Origin of the sequence: Pedobacter sp. ASV1-7 (genome assembly GCF_040203335.1) — a bacterium.
GTDB lineage: Bacteria > Bacteroidota > Bacteroidia > Sphingobacteriales > Sphingobacteriaceae > Pedobacter.
Map to the genome: position 1 here is coordinate 461963 of NZ_JBEHBV010000003.1, position 19871 is coordinate 481833.

Annotated in this window: 21 protein-coding genes and 2 tRNA genes; 7 read left to right on the top strand and 16 right to left on the bottom strand. The window is 36.7% G+C overall.

All coding sequences use genetic code 11. The features are described 5' to 3' along the window. Positions 1-55 precede the first annotated feature (55 nt). Entirely contained in the window at positions 56-1363 is a 1308-nt protein-coding gene (locus tag ABDJ41_RS09855; protein WP_349785804.1) for a DEAD/DEAH box helicase, read from the top strand. 45 nt (positions 1364-1408) lie between these two features. Here ABDJ41_RS09855 and ABDJ41_RS09860 read toward each other — a convergent pair whose 3' ends face one another. Further along, positions 1409-2275 carry a sigma-70 family RNA polymerase sigma factor gene (locus ABDJ41_RS09860; RefSeq protein ID WP_349785805.1) on the bottom strand — a complete coding sequence of 289 codons (867 nt, stop codon included), beginning with the start codon at positions 2273-2275 and terminating at the stop codon, positions 1409-1411. A 301-nt stretch (positions 2276-2576) separates the two neighbouring features. On the opposite strand from ABDJ41_RS09860, the gene ABDJ41_RS09865 reads away from it, so the two are divergent. Both ABDJ41_RS09865 and ABDJ41_RS09870 read left to right on the top strand, forming a co-directional pair. Continuing rightward, positions 2577-3074 carry a BON domain-containing protein gene (locus ABDJ41_RS09865; RefSeq protein WP_349785806.1) on the top strand — a complete coding sequence of 166 codons (498 nt, stop codon included), beginning with the start codon at positions 2577-2579 and terminating at the stop codon, positions 3072-3074. Positions 3075-3088: 14 nt separating this feature from the next. Continuing rightward, positions 3089-3511: an SH3 domain-containing protein gene (locus ABDJ41_RS09870; RefSeq protein WP_349785808.1), complete on the top strand. Its 423-nt coding sequence runs from the start codon at positions 3089-3091 to the stop codon at positions 3509-3511. 45 nt (positions 3512-3556) lie between these two features. Here ABDJ41_RS09870 and ABDJ41_RS09875 read toward each other — a convergent pair whose 3' ends face one another. From ABDJ41_RS09875 to ABDJ41_RS09915, 9 genes are all read right to left on the bottom strand, one after another. Further along, positions 3557-4285, bottom strand: a complete 729-nt coding sequence (locus ABDJ41_RS09875) for an acyl-CoA desaturase (RefSeq protein WP_349785809.1) — start codon at positions 4283-4285, stop codon at positions 3557-3559. A 65-nt stretch (positions 4286-4350) separates the two neighbouring features. Next, positions 4351-4848, bottom strand: a complete 498-nt coding sequence (locus ABDJ41_RS09880; protein ID WP_349785810.1) for a cupin domain-containing protein — start codon at positions 4846-4848, stop codon at positions 4351-4353. A 57-nt stretch (positions 4849-4905) separates the two neighbouring features. Next, positions 4906-5496 carry a hypothetical protein gene (locus tag ABDJ41_RS09885; RefSeq protein ID WP_349785811.1) on the bottom strand — a complete coding sequence of 197 codons (591 nt, stop codon included), beginning with the start codon at positions 5494-5496 and terminating at the stop codon, positions 4906-4908. 189 nt (positions 5497-5685) lie between these two features. Then, the gene (locus ABDJ41_RS09890; RefSeq protein WP_349785812.1) at positions 5686-6372 is read right to left on the bottom strand and encodes a DUF4377 domain-containing protein; all 687 of its coding nucleotides are present in this window, start codon (positions 6370-6372) and stop codon (positions 5686-5688) included. A 75-nt stretch (positions 6373-6447) separates the two neighbouring features. After that, entirely contained in the window at positions 6448-7047 is a 600-nt protein-coding gene (locus ABDJ41_RS09895; protein WP_349785813.1) for a histidine phosphatase family protein, read from the bottom strand. Further along, the gene (locus ABDJ41_RS09900) at positions 7040-8542 is read right to left on the bottom strand and encodes an FGGY-family carbohydrate kinase (RefSeq protein WP_349785814.1); all 1503 of its coding nucleotides are present in this window, start codon (positions 8540-8542) and stop codon (positions 7040-7042) included. Before ABDJ41_RS09900 ends, ABDJ41_RS09895 begins: the two co-directional genes overlap by 8 nt. Continuing rightward, positions 8500-9948 carry an FGGY-family carbohydrate kinase gene (locus ABDJ41_RS09905; RefSeq protein ID WP_349785815.1) on the bottom strand — a complete coding sequence of 483 codons (1449 nt, stop codon included), beginning with the start codon at positions 9946-9948 and terminating at the stop codon, positions 8500-8502. The genes ABDJ41_RS09900 and ABDJ41_RS09905 overlap by 43 nt, the downstream gene beginning before the upstream one ends. A 28-nt stretch (positions 9949-9976) precedes the next feature. After that, positions 9977-10936, bottom strand: coding sequence for an NAD(P)-dependent oxidoreductase (locus tag ABDJ41_RS09910; RefSeq protein ID WP_349785816.1), 960 nt, complete (start codon positions 10934-10936; stop codon positions 9977-9979). Between the two features lie 55 nt (positions 10937-10991). Then, on the bottom strand, positions 10992-12278 hold the full coding sequence (locus ABDJ41_RS09915) for an MFS transporter (protein WP_349785817.1): 1287 nt from the start codon (positions 12276-12278) through the stop codon (positions 10992-10994). Positions 12279-12711: 433 nt separating this feature from the next. Here ABDJ41_RS09915 and ABDJ41_RS09920 point away from each other — a divergent pair, with 433 nt between their 5' ends. Continuing rightward, positions 12712-13476 carry a DeoR/GlpR family DNA-binding transcription regulator gene (locus ABDJ41_RS09920; protein ID WP_349785818.1) on the top strand — a complete coding sequence of 255 codons (765 nt, stop codon included), beginning with the start codon at positions 12712-12714 and terminating at the stop codon, positions 13474-13476. Between the two features lie 12 nt (positions 13477-13488). Here ABDJ41_RS09920 and ABDJ41_RS09925 read toward each other — a convergent pair whose 3' ends face one another. From ABDJ41_RS09925 to ABDJ41_RS09935, 3 genes are all read right to left on the bottom strand, one after another. Continuing rightward, entirely contained in the window at positions 13489-13848 is a 360-nt protein-coding gene (locus tag ABDJ41_RS09925) for a response regulator transcription factor (RefSeq protein ID WP_349785819.1), read from the bottom strand. Between the two features lie 80 nt (positions 13849-13928). After that, positions 13929-14666, bottom strand: a complete 738-nt coding sequence (locus ABDJ41_RS09930) for an LCIB family protein (protein ID WP_349785820.1) — start codon at positions 14664-14666, stop codon at positions 13929-13931. Positions 14667-14673: 7 nt separating this feature from the next. Beyond that, positions 14674-15135, bottom strand: coding sequence for a DUF4268 domain-containing protein (locus ABDJ41_RS09935; protein WP_349785821.1), 462 nt, complete (start codon positions 15133-15135; stop codon positions 14674-14676). Positions 15136-15308: 173 nt separating this feature from the next. On the opposite strand from ABDJ41_RS09935, the gene ABDJ41_RS09940 reads away from it, so the two are divergent. The 3 genes from ABDJ41_RS09940 (at position 15309) to ABDJ41_RS09950 (ending at position 17430) form a co-directional block, all read left to right on the top strand. Further along, positions 15309-15382, top strand: a tRNA-Ala gene (locus ABDJ41_RS09940). Between the two features lie 49 nt (positions 15383-15431). Further along, positions 15432-15514: transfer RNA gene (locus ABDJ41_RS09945), tRNA-Tyr, on the top strand. Between the two features lie 311 nt (positions 15515-15825). Next, positions 15826-17430: a Na+/H+ antiporter gene (locus ABDJ41_RS09950; protein WP_349785822.1), complete on the top strand. Its 1605-nt coding sequence runs from the start codon at positions 15826-15828 to the stop codon at positions 17428-17430. 6 nt (positions 17431-17436) lie between these two features. Here the strand turns inward: ABDJ41_RS09950 and lpxB are convergent, their stop codons facing one another. From lpxB to surE, 3 genes are read right to left on the bottom strand one after another with little or no spacing between them, the layout of a single operon-like run. Next, entirely contained in the window at positions 17437-18540 is a 1104-nt protein-coding gene (gene lpxB / locus ABDJ41_RS09955) for a lipid-A-disaccharide synthase (protein WP_349785823.1), read from the bottom strand. Next, the gene (locus tag ABDJ41_RS09960) at positions 18537-18818 is read right to left on the bottom strand and encodes a stationary phase survival protein SurE (protein ID WP_349785824.1); all 282 of its coding nucleotides are present in this window, start codon (positions 18816-18818) and stop codon (positions 18537-18539) included. Before ABDJ41_RS09960 ends, lpxB begins: the two co-directional genes overlap by 4 nt. A 3-nt stretch (positions 18819-18821) precedes the next feature. Next, positions 18822-19670: a 5'/3'-nucleotidase SurE gene (surE, locus tag ABDJ41_RS09965; protein WP_349785825.1), complete on the bottom strand. Its 849-nt coding sequence runs from the start codon at positions 19668-19670 to the stop codon at positions 18822-18824. Positions 19671-19871: the final 201 nt, after the last annotated feature.

Genomic DNA, 19871 nt, shown 5'->3' on the forward strand with positions numbered 1-19871 from the left:
TGCATAAAAACAAGTTTTTTTGTTATTATATATTTTAAATTAAAAAACAAACATATTGTTATTCAAAGAATTAAATCTGATTGAGCCTATTCTAAATGCGCTGCAAACAGAAGGTTATACACAACCTACCCCAATACAAGAACAATCTATTCCATCCATATTACAAGGCAAAGATTTACTAGGCTGCGCGCAAACAGGAACTGGAAAAACTGCTGCTTTTGCAATTCCTATGCTGCAACTGCTAAGTAAACCACACACCAATACCAAGGTACATAAAGCAATCAAAGCATTAATTTTAACACCTACACGTGAGCTGGCTATACAAATTGAAGAAAGCTTTAAAGCCTATGGCAGAAATCTCCCGCTAAAACGTTTGGTAATATTTGGCGGTGTTGGACAAAAAGCGCAAACAGATGCATTGCAAAGAGGTGTTGATATCCTCGTGGCAACACCAGGACGTTTATTAGACTTGATGAACCAAGGTTTCATAAACCTAAAGGATATCGAGATCTTTGTACTTGATGAAGCTGACAGAATGCTAGATATGGGCTTCATTCACGACGTAAAGAAAGTAATTGCCAAATTGCCTCTCAAAAGACAAACGCTATTCTTCTCGGCAACCATGCCTAAAGAAATACAATCACTGGCTAATACCATTCTTACAAATCCTGTAAAAGTAGAAGTGACACCAATATCTTCAACTGCAGAAAAGATTCAACAACAGATTTTCTTTGTTGAAAAGAGTGATAAAAGAGGCCTTTTAATGCATATTTTGAAAGACAAAGCCATAGAAACAGCTTTGGTTTTTGCAAGAACAAAGCATGGATCAGATCGCATTGTTAAAGACTTGATTAAAGCAGGAATAAAAGCAGAGGCAATCCATGGCAATAAATCTCAAAACGCAAGACAAAGAGCATTAACGAACTTTAAAGCAAAAACAACCCGTATTTTAGTCGCAACTGATATAGCAGCTCGAGGTATTGATGTGGACGAACTGGCACATGTAATTAATTACGAATTACCAAACATCCCTGAAACTTATGTACACCGTATTGGCCGTACTGGTAGGGCAGGATTAAGTGGTACAGCTTTTTCGTTTTGTGATCCTGAGGAAAAGGAATTTCTAGACGATATCGAAAAACTAATTGGATTAAAAATTCCTGTCACAGAAGACCATCCTTATGCAATGAGCTGGCAAAGCCTAATGTCTGGTGCTGCAGCTGCGAAAGGCAAAGGGAAAACAAAACCTTCCAGGCCTGCTCGTCCTGAAAGAGGACCTCGAACCGAAAGAACTGAACGTCAGCCTAATCTTAGTGGAGCAAAAAAGACTCCTTATGGAGGAAGAAAATGGTCTAAAAAATAAAATCTTCTTCAAAACTAAAGAAGCCACAGTTTATCAGTGGCTTCTTTAGTTTTGAAGATACTCTATGGTCATATTAACTTTACTAAACTTCTTTAAATTATCAATAGCCTTGTTCCTTAATTGCCTCACCCGCTCAGAAGTTAATCGCATCTCAAAGGCAATATCATCAAAACTTAACTGCGGAAAACCATCAATCCCATAGAAGTATTTTATAATTAACTTTTGTTTTTCAGGCAATCTATTTAACATCCTAATCATATCTATAGATAAAGAATCTATATACAATTGACTTATTGGATTTAATGAATTTTGATTAGCCAACACATCAAGAAGTGTTGTTTCGGCGCTTAAACTACATTGCACATCAACAGATACAGCATTACTACCGCTGCACAAAATATCCGCGACCTTTTCTTCAGATAACTCAAGAGTTTCAGCAAGCTCAGCAATGGTAGGCATACGTTCCAAATGCTGTTCAAGTTTAATCATTGCCTTTGAGACTTTCTGCATATCGTTGATCTGATTTCCTGGTAACCTCACCACGCGCTTTTGATCAGATATCGCCTGAATAATACTTTGTCGGATCCAATACACTGCAAATGAAATAAACTTAAATCCCTTAGTATAGTCAAAGCGATGTGCTGCTTTAATTAATCCCAAATTCCCTTCGCTAATCAGATCTGAAAGTGCCATGCCTTTATTTTGGTACTGCTTTGCTACTGAAACAACAAACCTAAGATTAGTCTTAACTAACTTTTCCATGGCATGCGTATCACCATTCTGAACCATTTTTGCCAGAATCACTTCTTCTTCCTGATGAAGCAATTCTATTTGAGCAATGTCCATAAGATATCTGGAAATACTATCCTCTGTACGGTTTGTAATGCTTTGAGCGATCTTTAATTGTCTCATGATATTTTGATTACGTTAATTTATACTTATCAAATCTAGACAGGTATTTTCGATAATCGTTAATCAAATAAATATTCAGGGAACAACGCAGTTTTGATACTTCTTCTCGAAATAACATTCTGTTAGTGCTAATAATCTTATTGCTAACAGAATATAATTTCTATTCACCTTTTAAAGTAACATCTTTCGATAGCAAAAAGTCATAATTTCTGCATGTTATTTTAATAGAACTTGTTATTTTTTTTTGATAACTTGTAGTAGATTAATGAATTAACATTAATTATCAAAATCTTCTTCAACTATGAAAAAAATCACAAGCAAATTGATCGCCGCTATAATCGTGCTTTCCGTTATGACTGCGACTTTAACAGGCTGCAAAAATAAGCCAAAGGACGCTGACTTAAAAGCTGCGATTGAAACACTGTTACAGACCAAACCTTCGGCCTTAGGAACAACCGTCACAGTTGACAAAGGCGTAGCCACATTAACAGGTGAAGTTGCTGATGAAACTGCCAAAAATGATCTTGAAAAAGCTACCGCTGGTATAATGGGAGTAAAATCAGTAATAAACAACCTAACGATAACCCCTGCTGCTCCGGTATCAATTGCTCTGGATGATCCACTGACAGCAGCTGTTAAAGATGCAACAAAAGACTTCCCTACTGTTAGCTCCACTGTATCTGATGGAGTAATTACTTTAAAAGGTGAAATTCAAAAAGCTAATCTTCAAAAATTGATGATGGCATTACAAGCTTTAAAACCTAAAAAAGTAGACAATACGCAATTGGTAATTAAATAAAGGAGGAATAAAAAATGGCTTTACAAGATAAATATAAGGAACTGATTGACACAGCTACTTCCGCAGGCGTGAATGGCCTAAATGTGCGCGAACAAGATGGTGTATTATACATAGATGGTGCAACAAATGGCACTATAAAACAACAGTTATGGGATACATATGAACGGTTAGACCCAAACTATTCTTCAGGAGATGTAGTCATGAACATTAACAGTGTTGCAGGTATATCTGAAGGGGCAAAACTTAAAGTAACTACCAATAGCTCTAACCTGAACATTAGAAAAGGCCCAAGTACAAACGATGAAATTGTTGGTAAAGCTGCCAGAAATGAAGTAGTAACACTGGTAAGTAAAGCAAATGATCAGTGGTGGATGATTAAAACTGATCAGGGAGAAGAAGGCTATTCATATACCCAATATTTAACACCACTTAGTTAAAACACATATCAGACATAAAAAAGGAGGGAAATTTTCCCTCCTTTTTTATGTCTTTCTAATTTTAATAATCCTCATCCAATGCATTATTTTCATTAAGGGATAGGTAGGATCAAACTCGAACCACCTGGATGCAAAATTTGGACTATTGGGCTTTTTATGATGGTTATTTTGAAATAATTCACCCAGCATTAAAAAATCAAAGGGTAAAGAGTTTTTACTATGATCATTATTATCATGGTTTGAATACCCGTATTTATGTCCACACCAGTTTACAATTGCACCATGTAATGGTCCCATTAAAAAATGAATTGGCAATAACAAGAACATCCACCATGCCGTAGCGAAAGTCACATAGAACCAAATATAAAAACTAATAAAAACAAACCGCGTTCCCCAAGAATCACCGATTTTGTCAATTAACGGCCAGGAAGGATAGTTATCCCTGAATTGCTCTTCTGGTTCAACATTGTATTTAGAATAATTCAGATAAATATTTTTTGTCTGAATCATCATACCCCATACATCCTTGACAAAATGTGGGGAATGCGGATCTTTTTCAGTATCACTAAACGCATGATGCATCCGGTGCAATATGGCATAAGCTCTAGGATTTAAAAAAGAAGAACCCTGCGACAAGAAAGTAACCAGATAAAAGAATTTTTCCCAAAAAGAGTTCATCTTAAACATCTTATGAGATGCATAACGATGAAGAAAGAAAGTTTGAGAAAAAAGTGAAAGGAACCAATGTAAAAGAAAAAATGCTAAAATAATCATATAAAGGTTAACGGATATCGTTTGTAAATAGCTTTGATGAAAGATATAGATGACTTTGAAATGTCTTAACGTCCAAAATCATCTTGAACCCTAACAATATCATCCTCATCAGAAGGCATATTTAAATCAGTATGCTGCCATATTTCTGAAACAATACCCCAGTCGTCTAAACCGATTAAGCGATGACGCTCTCCTTGTTTTAGTTTTATCGTTTGGCCAGGGACAAGTTGTTGTACTTCTCCCTGTTCATCTGTATCACTTATACTAACTCCTACTGTTCCATTTACAACTCTCCATATTTCAGCACGTCTATGGTGGTATTGCCATGAAAGTCTAGTATTTGGTGCAACTATTAAAATCTTTGGACTTAGTTTTCCGGATATTTTTAATTCATCTACATTTAGTTTATCAAAGTAAATATTGGCAAATTGTTGAGCTTGTTCTTCATCAATAACAAAAAAACCACCCCATGGACGAGTCTCATCACGGTTAACAACATTAAAGCCCTCGATTTTCAAACGTTGTGCTACACTATCGAATATTTCTTTTTTTTGATCTGACATTTTATTATGGTATTTAGAATTGCCAAAGATAATAATATCAATTAAATACAAGACTCATTAAGGTAAACGGTCTAAATCAAGTAGATCTAAATTCAAATCTGCTATAAGATCATATAACAACGCTACATTTTTATCAGCCGAATAAACTTTCTGTTCCAGCAACTCTTCATACTTATCCAGAAACTCATCATCATAAAACTCATCGGGTAGTTCAATTTCATTAAGTCGTAATTGACTTGCTGTATGATAAAGTAATCTGGCAATGGTAAAATATACTGCATTTAAGTTAATCAGTACATCTTGATAACTCTTGTTTTCCCAATCAAAGATATAAATGTGATAGTTGTCGGATGCGAGCTGATTATACTCATCATTTTCCATGACTTCAAACTCATCAAGATTATTGATCAGAAAAAAAGTTTTTGAACAATTGATAACCTTGTCTATTGAGCGTAGTAATAACTTTACAGCTGGATCATCAACCACCTCAAGCAATTCAAAATCTTCTGATGAAATAGAATCAGGTTTAACAAGCCCTTTCAAATCAGACAGGTCCCTTTCGTAAGCTAGTAAAAAACCATACTTGCAATATTCGCTAACAATAAAACTCAAAACATGAGGAACAAGTCCTTTTATAGCATCTTCCAATCTGATATATGTTGATCCAGATAATGAAGTTAATTACATCAATTGACTTTACAAAATCACAAATAATAATACTGTATTAAAGAGCTACAGCAATTAGCCACTCTGAATTCCCGGTTAAGAGTACTTGCGAGTGATTGCGTTTCTTTCCTTGATGAATAATTAAACTAGTTTCGTAACGGAGCTGCGTCATTAAAGTGCAGCAGTTCCAAACATTAATACTAGTTTATTATTCTGATAAAGATTTAAAGTCTGGTCAGCAACGTCGAATTTAAAGGTTTTATCACCTATTAAGGTCAGAAATTGATGTTCTAGTTTATTTAGCTCTTCACTGCATGCCATCATTGTTCCTGCCATTTGTTTGAAAATAAGTGTATCCTCTCTTTTATCATAACCACCGAAAAAAGTGTTACATCCTGATTTCCCTGCCACACGATTCTTTTCTCCATCAAATGTCATGTACACCGGAGAGGACGTTTGTGTCACTCCATTCATTTGAATTAACTTCCATTTGTGCTTCAGGACATAATCCCAGGCTGTATTTGTCTTTACTTTAACCTTTGTTTTTTGTACAACCCTTTTAAGTTTGTATTCATACATAGAGGCATCTGCAGGAACATTTTTTCTTTTTGTACGATCCACAAGTATAATATAGCGATATCCCGGTTTATACTTAAATCCAGAGATCTGACTATAAAACAGCTCCCAATTTTTACTATTTTTATATTTCACCTGCATACAGGTCATAGGTGCTACTCCTGTACAACTAGCCAGATCTTCTTTAATTATCATTTTAATCACTTCTGCTTTAGAAGCAAGAGAAAAACCAAACATTAAAACGAGCGTTAAAATAACTTTGGAATTGATACTTTTAATCATGTTATATTTCATTTAATTGTGTTCTGCAAATATGATGCACAAATTTCATGAATTCCATAAAATCTACTTTCCCGTTTAGATATTACTATTTAAAAGCTTCAGATTAAGTTCTCCATTCTCGTCCAGAGTAAACATGGTAATAGAAGAATTCTCCTGTACTATGCGTCTATAATGCTTTAAAGGCATCCCAAGCTTATATGCCAGATAGAGTCTGTTTATCCCATTATGGCCAACTACCAGAATATTTCCTTGAGGATATTTTCCTAACATTTCCTTATAAAAATCATCTACCCTTGAAACTACATTCCCTGCTGTTTCGCCCGTACCACCTGCTCTAATATATTCAGGATCATTCATCCAATCAGTCCATAGGATAGCGTTTTCTTCAATAAACTCTTCCTTTGTTTTACCTTCCCATCCACCAAAATCTACTTCAATAAGCCGAACATCCGTTTGAATCGTCTTTAAACCAGAAGCAATTTCAGCGGTATATAAAGCACGTTTTAATGGAGAAGAATAAACGGCATCAAAAAACATCCCCTTAAGCTGGTTATTTACCAAATTAGCCTGCTGCCTACCTTTTTCAGTTAGATCAATATCCGTTCTCCCACAATAACGATTGCCATCTGCATTGTATGCAGTTTCCCCATGGCGTAACAAATAAACATTAAGCATGTATCTCTTCTTTTTTAATATATCCTTTTTCCAACAGCAATCCTAAAAAACGACGGTAATTCTCTTCATACCTCGCAACAAGATCTTGCTCTGGTCTAACTTCTCTATCTATTACAGTCAATGACTCTACAGCTTCTTCAAGCGAAGAAAAGCAAGTGTTAGAAGCGGCCAAAATTGCAGCACCAACTGCCCCCGAGATCTCCTTCATTTTGTAAATCGGCAGATTCAGTACGTTACTACGTATCTTAAGCCACACCTCGCTATTACTTCCTCCACCCGCAGTAAAAACAGCATTTACTTTCTCATTGGCAAAATCCTGAATCAATTCAAAAGCAAACCGCTCCAGATATGCTACTCCCTCCATATTAGCAGTAAATCTCTCTTCCATTGACAACCCCTCATCTTCAAAACCAATCGCCTGTGGTGCAAGCATAGGAAAGCGCTCCCCCTTTTGTCGTAACGGATAGGAAAGTAAACCAGTAGGTATTAAATACTCTGCGGCCTTGTTTAGCGATTCCAATTGCTCACCAAATTCATTAGTCACCCAATCGGCTCCTGTATTACTTGCCCCCCCCGGCATCCAATAACCTGAAGGATGTCTATGACTATAAATACGCCCCTTATCATCCACGATTTCATTTTTAGTTACTCCTTTTATTACCATTGTAGTACCAATAGTGGTATTCCAATCGCCAGGATTAACAGCACCAGATGCAATTTGCGACGCGCAGCCATCTGTGATGCCGACAGTAACCTTAATATTTTCAGGAAGTCCAATTCTGGTTGCAATCTCTCCGTTCAAAGTTCCTATTACTGTTCCGGAAGGAAGCACTTCGGGAAGCCATTCTTTTTTTAATGGTAAATGAGTAAATAAATAATCAGGCCATTCATAATTACTCACATCATAACCTGTTTTAAAAGCATTCGTATAATCTGTATACCCCCATTTCCCAGTTAACATACCAGTAATATAATCGGCAGCATGAATCCATTTGTGAATTTTAACTACTTTATCTGGATAAGTATCCCCAAACCAAACCATTTTAGCAAGAGCACTTGAAGTATTAAAACCTGTAAAACCAGAATGATGATATTTCAAGGCTGCCGAAGTACATTTTTCAGCTTGCTCCACAGATCGTTTATCACTATACATCAAAGCATTATGCAAAGGAACATTGTTACTATCGAGCGGAATAACCGTACCAGACGTTGAAGTCACAGCCATTGCTATAATATTATTAAAGTCAAGTTTCCCTCTAACAGCATCAGTCAGTTCCTTGAAACAAGCCAAACAAGCCTGCCACCAAAGGCCAGGCGACTGCTCCTCCCTTGACTGCTCATCAAGCGTAAATACCTTAGCTGATCCAGCCACAACGACTCCAGTAGAGTCCAGTAGTACGATCCTTGCTCCCTGGGTACCAACATCTATTCCTATAAAATACGAGACCATATTTAACTGAAGATTTCTGTAAATGAAGCCCTGGTCTTCTTCCATTCATTATACAACCCTTGATGCTGCTCATTATTCTCTGGAAACACTTCTTCCTGCACAAGTGGTTCGATAAATGCTTTTCCTAAAGCTTTATTACAAATGTACACTCCACCAATAACGGATGATTGCCGATAGCTTTTACGAATAATTACTCTTTTTTGAATTAGATTAGCAATAAATTGTCTCAATGTCCGGCTTTGCACACCACCTCCGCAGACCCATATATAATCCTGATCATGTGTAGTTACCTCACAAAGGCTTTTATAATTCTCCCTGATACTGCAGGCGATATCCCATAAAGTTGCCCACACAAAACTCCCACGCGTTAACAGATGGGAAACTGGTGCATCAAAAATAAAACCACCACGTGTTAAAGGAGTTTTTTCATCAGCCAGCAGTGAACCTAATGAAGCCAGACATTGAAAATGTGTAATTTCTTGCAACTCATCTTCAATCACATCATATCCTTCTTTTGGGTAAAAGATTTCCTTTAGACGTTGATAGTTTAAACCAGTAACACCAGCATTGGCTTCTAAAATAAAGCTATGTTCGTCGGTATGTCGGTTGGTCCAGGTACGTTCCTGGTCATCTGTAACATATTCGCTTGTAATTTTGATAATCGGCGTAGTTGTTCCTGAAACAATAACCACATCATTCTCTAAGGGTTGTGTACTAATGACAGCTAATTGAGTATCTGCACCACCAACAATTACCTGAGCATCCACATCAATATTAAAAGCCGCAGCCTCACTTGCTATAATCTGTCCGATTACCGTTCCAGACAATATTAATTTTGGTAGGATTGATCGCTCAATTTCAAAAACCGCACATAACCTATCCGACCAATCGTGTTTTTCGACATTATACAACATCGTCTCTGATGCCTGGGAATGCTCATAATGTAAAACCCCACTCAACTTATATTCCACCCAATCGCTGATACTTAAAAATGTAGCAAACTCATTCCACAACACTGGCAACCTGTTTTTAATACCGACAATCTTTAATGCAGAAAATAAAGAAGTAGGATAACGACCTGTTAGCTGATAAACTTCACTTTTGTCAGCAATCATATCCTCCCATTCCCTACCTCTATGATCAATATTCGGGAGACCAATTAAGGATTCTCCACTTTTACCAATCAGCACTACCCCTTCACGCTGACTGGTAGCTGTCAAAGCAAGAATTCTTATTTCAGGTATTTCAGCTAATACTTTTCTGGTTAGTCTTATGATCTGATCCCACAAGTCATCTGGATTAAAGAATAGAGCGTCCGGATAGTTATAATCTTTTTGATTTTGTAAATCTTCACGTGCTAAACCCAGGATTTCACCTGAGGTCGTAGCTACAGCCACTCTTACATTTCCTGTACCAATATCAATTACTATGTATGCGTCTTGATTTGTCATCCTTAATTTAATCTATACTTTATATAACCTAATTTACTTTTTCCTGAGTAAACCAACTAAGAACTTTTCCATTCATAATGGCAACATGGTGATCTTCTACTTCATGTGTGGCTCCTGCTATATGTGGTGTTGCCAGAACATTTGGCAAATTGATGAGCTTATAATCTTTTTCATCCGGCGGTTCATGATCAAATACATCTAATATTGCTCCACGAATAAGTTTATTTTCTAATGCATATAAAAGGTCATCGCGATTAACCACACTTGCCCTTGCAGTATTTACAAATACGGCATCCCTTCTCATTTTTGATATTAAATTCTCATTGATCATGCCTATTGTCGATGCATTAACTGGCAGATGAATAGAAACAACATCACAACTTTCAAACACATCTTCCAATGAGCTTTTAGTGTATTTAGGATCATAGTTTTCCAGATAGGGATCATAGAACTTTATTGCACACGGAAAGTTCTCGACCATACTAGCTATGCGCTGTCCAACTGCCCCAAAACCAACCATACCAATGGTTTTACCTGCCAATTCGTTCCCCTTAAACTGAAGATATGAAGTATGTGCATCCTCAGTCCAGGCTTCACTTTTTAACCATTCTACCGCTGTGTAAGTATTTCTTAGCAGATCAATTACCGTAGCAAGAAACAACTCTGCAACAGCTTGAGCATTTCTTGCTGGTGTATGAAACACTGCTATTCCCATTTTTTTTGCAGTTTCTAATGATACATTTGAAGGTGTTCCTCTGCATACGCCAATAAATTGGAGCTGTGGATTCGCTTCTATAACTTTAGCAGTAACATGATCATGTTCTGTAATCAATGCTTCCGCACTGGTATCATGAAGAAGAGAAAGCAGTTCATTCTCGTTATAAGCCCTTCCTAAATCTTTCCAGGGCTTATAAACTACTTCACCTATTCTTTCCGCCAATAATTGCCGCCCCTCTTCATGATAAGGAGCCGTAATTAGTATTCTCATATATATATTATTTATGTGTTTTCTTTCTTGTAATCCTATTTTAAGAAACCAGTTATCAGGTAGTCAATGTGGCTTCCAGGGTTGGCTGGACATGTACAGTTCTGGCATTATCCGGAAGCGTGATGAACCGTGTAAGTATGGCACTAACAACATACAATCCTGCAAGAACCCAAACTACACCCTCATTACCTAAACTACCTATAAAAAGCCCTACAATGGCTGGACCAACAAATACCGCCAATCCTGCACCAAAGTTTAGCACAGCCATAGCTGCACCTTTATCTTTATTCACTAATGAAGGGATAAGGGCTGACAAAGGCACATAACCAGCAAGAAGAGCTCCCCATAGTACACCACAGAACATGACCATCCAAAAACTTCCCTCAAAAATTACAGGTGAGTAAAAGAATAATAATGTACTTAATGCACAACCAATCCCACCAAACCACATTACTGTATTTCTCCACCCAAAACGATCTCCAACAAATCCAAACATTAAATTAAATGCAATATTTGCGATGAATATTGTACCCCATATCTGTAACCATTCTGTAGTGTCAAATCCATATGAGGCCATGTAAATAGGCATAAAAACAGGGAATGCAAACTGTGCAGTCGTATTGATAATACGTACAATACCACCAAGGAGTACTTTTGGCTCTTCTTTCATGATGACAATTCCCTTAAGCAATTCTTCAGATTTAGACAATTTGTTTTCGGCTGTTACTGCCTTAAATTTGTCCTTTACCAGAATCAAGGCAAAAATGGCACCTATCAACACCCAGAAAATAGAACTCCAAAGTGTTTCCAGATATCCTAAATGCTGTATTGCCCAACTTGAATAATAAGCACCAAAAACATTTAAGCCTCCTGTAAACACAAACCAGAACCATCCTACAGCAGCTCCTAACTTTTTCCCTGGACTACGATAAGTTACCCATACCAAAAACGAATAGGCAAACAATGGATAACCAAAACCTCTTACAGCGTAGGTAATCAGCATCAGACCATAATTAAGATCAGGCAGAGCAAATCCAACAAATCCGACCGTCCCAAGAATATAAAGGAGCAAGCCCATCAACATTGTTTTTTTTGGCCCAAAACCTTCAGTTAAAACGCCTGAGAACCAGGATGAAATAGCAATGGTTATTCCGTAGACTATAAACATATTGGCCGACTGCTCCATTGTCATTCCTCTTCCAATAAGGTAAGGACTAAGCCATCCTTGCTCAACCCCATCTCCCATCATAAAAATCATAATTCCAAGATAGCCCCAGGCTAACTGTTTTGGTATCCCCATTTTGTCCATAAGGGAATTGTTTAAATTCAATTCGTGTTTCATATCTGGTTAAATATTTGGTTTTGCTTCTTCTTTTCGTTCCACAAACTTTTAAAAAGTTCCATTTTGTTTATTAAAATTAATATTGAATTTATTAGTATTAAACAAAATTAAAAACATGGCTCAGCCCAAATGTTAATGCTATATTAAGTTTACAACAGGTATTTTCTGCTTTAAGTATTATTTCGCATACACATCATAAAGTAACTTAATTAATACAGTATGGTTTTATCATGACCATTAGTTTATATTCGACAACTCAAATAAACAAAAAGAAAGTTAAATAAAAGAATATTAAAGTAAATTAAACAAAAACAAGGTCAATTGATAATTACAGAAGACAATTTTGACAAAAATCAAAATTCAAGCTCAACCTATATTTATAAATACGTATTCGATTTAATATATTTACAGCAATTAACAACCCCGGTATCTTATGAAAAACATAACAGAGAGACATCAGCTTATTCTTCAGAAATTAAAAGAACAAGGCCGAGTTGGCATTCAAGAACTTAGCGACCTCATGGAAGTATCGGGCGTTACCATTAGAAAGGACTTAAAACTATTAGAGGATAAAAACCTTTTATTCAGAACCCGTGGAGGGGGATCTATCACCAATCCTTACGCAGTTGATCGACCAATCAATGAAAAAGAATTCATCAATTCAGAAGACAAGCAAAAAATAGCAAAAGCAGCTGCAACACTTATCAAACAAAGTGACTCCATTATGATTGGATCTGGCACGACTGTTTTCGAGCTTGCACGTTGTCTTCACCCAACAAAGCTCCTTACAGTAATAACACCAGCTTTAAAAGTGGGGCTTGAGTTAAGTAATAGAAGTAATGTAGAAGTTCTACAACTAGGTGGACTCATCCGTCCAAATTCATCTTCAGTTGCCGGCAGTCATGCTATGAGAGTACTTGAAGAGATTTCATGTGAAATTTTGTTTTTAGGAGTAGATGGAATTGAACTTGATTTTGGCTTCTCTATCACGAATATTGCAGAAGCTACTTTAAATCAAAAAATGATCGAAACCGCCCAAACCTTAGTAATCATGGCAGATAGTTCTAAGTTTGGACGTAGAGGCCTTGGAAGAATATGCGGATTTGATCAGGTACAATATATTGTTACAGACAACAAGGTATCCGAGCAAACTGTAAGATTGATAGAAGACAAGGGAGTAAAAGTTATTATTGCCTAGTCATCCTATTATTTAAGCTAATAGCTTATTAATGCGACTTACGATATAATCTATATCAAAAGGCTTACTAATATAATCATTAGCTCCAGCAGCAATACTTTTTTCTTTATTATTGTCATTAGCTGACATTACAATAATTGGAATGTGTTTGGTAAAGATGTCTGTTTTCAAATCTGTACAAATATCAGTACCATCACCATCTGGTAACATCACGTCTAAAATGAATAAATCGGGAACAGAATCTTTCAACTTACTTTTCAGTTCATCAAAAGATGATGAAAGCTGTAATTCATACCCCTCATCTTTTAATAAAACGCCAATAATATATCTGATATCTTCATCATCTTCAAGAACATGAACCCTTTTAATCATATTTAATACTCTTTTAAGTTTAAAACTAGATCTTTTTTAAACTACAACAATTCTGCCATTAATATTAAATAAAGAAATTTCTAAAAATCTATCATCCAATTCGAACGTTCTCCGGTTTCCAGATTCAAGTATTCGAAACGTCTGTAATCACAATAAGACCCCATATCTATATCTCCATTCACAAATACACCACCTGCAACAATAAGATGCTTGCAAGGATAATGTGTTTTGGAAATCAAAATATTAATTCTTTGCTCTATTGCTTCATACATCACCTCTGTCGCTTCAAAAAGTGCATTTTCAGCACTTTTTATACGTTTTTCATTTCGCAAAAGAATCTGTTCAATAGCATTCATCTGGTAATCCAGAGCCGTAACGTCATCTTGCAGAATTTCATTAGCCAAAAGCTTATCTACCGCACCTTTAGCCGCACCACAACAAGGAGAATTAGTTAATTGTCCAATGCGATGAATCTCACCTACCTCACCATTTTTAGTAATACCAATATGCGGTGCATAAAAAATAACTACCGCTCCGTCAACAGGAACATGATTGGCAAAAGCATTCATTCCTGCAATCCCAGCAAATGGGAAACCACTTAATCCGCCCATTTTAAATGGACCGAGCATCTCATAGGCTCTTTCAGGATATTGAATAGTGTTAACATCATCACAACAAATGCTATCAGCATACATCAACTGATCAGGTCTTAGTCCCAACTGTTTCTCTACTACATCCAATAGTCTATCCATTGCAACTTCGGTTGCATTTGCTCCAGGATAAAATTTACGTACAGTCTTTAAATATTGTCTGTTCATTTTATTTCTATTTAAACACTTCAAAGCTATATTGGGCATCACTCCAAAACTCATCTAATGCAATTATTCTGGGCTTTAAAAATGATATCAGAGCAGGCCAATCCTCTTTTTTAAAAACACTCACATCAGGTAAAACTTTGTAAATCCGGCTAATTTTTTTGCCATACTCATCATAACTGTCCAACTCCCATTCCCACTTTTCCTGTAACTGTTCTTCAAACAATTTCTTAAATTCAGTGAACTGTTCAAATACCAATCCACGGATATCTTCATCAGGATGGGTAAGCTCAATAGCTATAGATGCCTGCCGTTTATCTGCATGCATCTTAAAAAACAAATGTTTTATGCCTGTTTTATAGTTGATCCAATTTATTTTTAATCCCTCTGATGATAGATGCGGAGCAATATATTGCCCGAAACTTGTCCAGAATTCCTGTTTTAATTGAGATGCCTGATCTTTTGAATACAATTTACAACATTTAAATGGTAAAAGCTACCCATTTATATAAAGAATGGGTTCAGCGCTCAAAAATACGGAACAAACAGGCATTAGACATGCACTATTTTAAATATTTAATTTGCAGGATTTCTAAATTTAGTTACTTTTGCCCCACGTTAGTGATTCTTAACACTAGAAAAAACGGGGGATTAGCTCATTTGGCTAGAGCGCTTCGCTGGCAGTGAAGAGGTGATCGGTTCGAATCCGATATTCTCCACCCGAAAATGGCTTCAGAAAATCTGAAGCCATTTAAAATATTGTAAGATGGGGGGATACCAGAGTGGCCAAATGGGACAGACTGTAACTCTGTTGTCGCAAGACTTCGAAGGTTCGAATCCTTCTCCCCCCACAACAATTTTCCAAGATCTTTTTCTTAAAGCCGCGTTCTCCTACGATCCTCCGTGAATCGTTGCAGCAACCTTAATGACTCATACTACCTTCATATTGCTTTCATACTACTCTCCTACTAATATGGTACTACCTAAGCAGTATCAAATAAATACGACAGCAGTAATTCATCAGCACAAGTTATTACTGATTGAATTTCCATTACTAACTAATAATTTTATTTGGTATTTTTAAAAAATGGTGTAAAAATTGCGATGAAATCTCAACTACTTCAATTAAACCGTAGATTCTAATTTCTAATCTTTTTAATACATGATACATGCCAACCTACTTCTGATACTGGCGCTGTTCTTTGCTATGGCCTTGCTATTTTTACTAAGTCAGCGCTGGAAGATTTCTTATCCCATTTTTTTGGTAATAGGTGGTCTCGGTATTAGCTTTATTCCCGGAATCCCTCCTATAAACATCAATCCTGATATAGTATTTCTTATTTTTCTGCCACCACTATTATTTGAAGCAGCATGGTATACATCATGGAATGAATTCTGGAAATGGAGAAGGTCCATTTTCTCCCTGGGCTTTGCTTTAGTGCTAATAACATCACTGGCAATTGCCTATTTCTCAGCCAGTATCATCCCCGGGTTTACCCTGGCATTTGGCTTTTTACTTGGAGGGATTATATCCCCTCCTGATGCCGTTGCCGCGACATCTGTATTAAAAGGTGTGAATATGCCAAAGAGAGGACTAACTATATTAGAGGGAGAAAGTTTAGTAAATGATGCGGCATCCTTAACAGTCTTTAGATTTGCTCTAGCCGCTATACTAACTGGCAAATTTGTATTGCAGGACGCAGCTACCGACTTCTTAATTCTGGCTGCAATGGGGGTCGTAGTGGGTCTTGTAATTGCTCACCTACTTTATTTTGTACTCAGATACTGGGCTAAATCGTCAAGTATTACTACACCTATTACACTCATTGCTCCTTACCTGATGTATATTGTAGCAGAGGAATTTCATTGGTCGGGCGTACTAGCTGTAGTAAGTGGTGGGTTATTTTTGTCATTCCGGTCGGGAGATTTTCTCAATTACCATACCCGCATACAAGGAAAAGAAGTATGGGCGACTGTGGGCTTTCTTTTGAATGGCTTTGTATTTATCCTTATTGGTCTGGAACTACCTGTCATTGTAGCTGGTCTTGAAGGCTATTCAATGGAGGAAGCAATTAAATATGCACTAATTATCAGTGTAATTGTAATTATACTCCGTATTATATTGGTTTATGCCTCAGCTTTTATTCCCCGAATTTTAAGCCCGCGGATTAGAAAAAAAGAGAAAAGCCCGGGTTTAAAACTTCCTTTCATCATCGGCTGGGCAGGTATGCGAGGTGTTGTTTCGCTTGCTTCTGCACTGGCAATTCCCCTTGCATTAAACAATGGTGAGCCTTTTCCTCATCGTAACATGATTCTTTTTATCACTTTTATTGTGATATTGGTAACATTGGTATTCCAGGGATTAACCTTACCAATCTTTCTAAAATTATTAAAGGTAGAAGAAGTAGATGAACATGTTCCTGAAGACGAACAGATAGAATCAATCCGCTTACAGCTTGCTAAAGATTGCGTAAGCTATCTTAATGATAAATATAGTACTGAAATGAGCCAATATGAAACTATTTCACGTATTAAAGAACAGCTTGAGCGAAGTATAAAAGCAACAGAAAGAACCTTGATTGAGCAAACACAAAAAGAAGAGGTCGTTTCTGTTCGAAAGCTTTACAGAAAAATCATGCTCGAACTAATTGCCCTTAGAAGAAAAGGGTTAAAGAAAATGAAAGCGACTAAAAAATATGATCATGAAGTGATGAGGGACATGGAGGATAATCTTGATCTTGAAGAAGCCAGATTAAATAAGCAATAAAAGTTACTACTTTTTTAAATAATCAATAATGAGTTTTGCAGTTCGTTCAGAGGCTCCGGCAGTCCCCATTTTGCCTGATAATTCTTTGTAATTATTCATCATCTGAGTTCTTCCCTCACCATTTAACACATGACTTAATTCCTGCGTGATGTTCTTGGTATTGCAATCATTCTGAATTAGTTCAGTCACGACTTTCCTATCCATAATCAGATTGACTAAGGATATAAATCTGATTTTCACTAAAGCCCTGGCAATTGCCACAGAAATAGCCCCCCCACGATAAACTACTACCTGTGGCACATGGAATAATGCTGTTTCTAAAGTAGCTGTTCCTGAAGCTACAATAGCAGCCTTGGCCACGGTAAGTAAATTATAGGTCTGGCTAAAGACCAATGTAACATTATCCGTTTTTATAAACTGCCGATAATAGGTCTCGTCAAAACTGGGTGCTGCTCCAACTACAAAATCATACTCAGGAAAATGATGAGTTACACTCAACATATCAGGCAATAAACGCTCTATCTCCTGTTTTCTACTGCCAGGAAGCAAAGCAATCACTTCCCTTTCTAACTTATACTTTTCCCTAAAACCCTGATCTGATGCAAACTGTGCAATTTCATCCAATAAAGGATTACCTACATAATTTACCTCCATGCCCCATTGCTTGTAAAAATCTACTTCAAAAGGTAAAATGCAGTACATCTTATCTACTATCCGTTTTATTTTAAGTACACGTTTCTGGTTCCATGCCCAAACTTTTGGAGATATATAATAACACACTCTGATTCCATTTTTCTTTGCAAACTCTGCGATCTTCAGATTAAACCCCGGAAAATCAATAAGCACCAATACATCAGGATTGTAGGCAAGAACTGCAGCCTTGCAAGCTTTCATATTTTTTAGAATAGTACGGAGATTAAGCAGCACTTCTGTAAACCCCATAAATGCCATTTCAGAATAGTGCTTATCCAAAACACCCCCCTCAGCTTTCATTTTATCTCCACCGTAATACCTGAATTCAGCATTGCCATCCTCTGCCTTTAATGCTTTCATTAAATTTGACCCATGCAAATCTCCAGAAGCCTCTCCTGCAACTAAATAGTATCTCATGTACGATTTATTTTATAAAAAAAGAAGGCAAAGGCCCATAAAAAGGTAGCACTAATAATACCCCTGCCAATATTATCCTTATTCAACTTAAAAGAATAATGCATAAATACTGCATTTACTGCAATACAACCGATCAGCAGTAAATCAGCTTTTGCTAAATATTCAAACTTTTGCATAAGATACCATACAATGGGAAGTAATATTCCAGGTATCAATATTCCGATACCTAAGCCTATAAATACAGAGTTTTTAACTTCTGTCAATCGCTTTTTAATCATATATTAACCAAGAGAAGGACCATCTGGTGCCGAAGTTCTTTTTACATTATTCTTTGTAGATGAGACAGTACCAGGAACATCAAAAGTCCAACTGTTCAAAACTGGTATAGCATGATGAGCTGTAAGATCAAACTGAACTGGCACTACTGATACAAATCCCTGTTCAAGGGCCCATACATCAGTATCTTCACCTTTATCAAAGTTTTGAAAAACACCAGTTAACCAATAGTAAGGTCGCTCATATGGATCTTTACGTTCATCGAACTCTTCAGCCCATTTTGCATTTGCCTGCCTGCAGATCTTTATTCCTTTTAAATCATCACCTTTCGGGAAGTTTACATTCAAAAGAGTTGCCTGCGGCAATCCATGTTCTAAAACCTGCTCTGAAATGGTTTTGATATACTTTTTACAATGACTAAAATCTGCCTGATGAGAAAAATCATCCAATGAAAATCCAATTGAAGGAATATTCTCAATGGCTCCTTCTACTGCGGCAGACATCGTTCCTGAATAAATCACATTGATAGAGTTATTTAAACCATGATTAATCCCTGATACACAGAGGTCAGGTTTTTTTCCTTTAAAAATTTTATTTACAGCAAGTTTCACGCAGTCAACCGGTGTACCCGAACACTTGTACATTTCAACCCCTGGATATAAGTCTACCCGATCAAACCGCAAGGGCTTACCAATAGTAATAGCATGCCCCATACCTGACTGTGGACCATCTGGCGCCACCACTACTACATTACCAATCTCCATCATCACATCAATCAGGTTCTTAATACCTGGGGCTGTAATCCCATCATCATTCACGACTAAAATACTGGGTCTTGCATTCTGCTTCTTCATACACTTTCATTTTATACCACAATAACAAGCTGCTTGTTTTTAATACAATTGTGTTACATGGCATTTGTAGCAGTAAAAGTACAAGAAATCGACTACAAAAATTAAGCAATCAACTTATATTTGAACATCGGCTACTTTAATTTAATTGGTTGTAACTTATTAACATTACAGGGGTCGAAATAATACTATATCCCAGATATG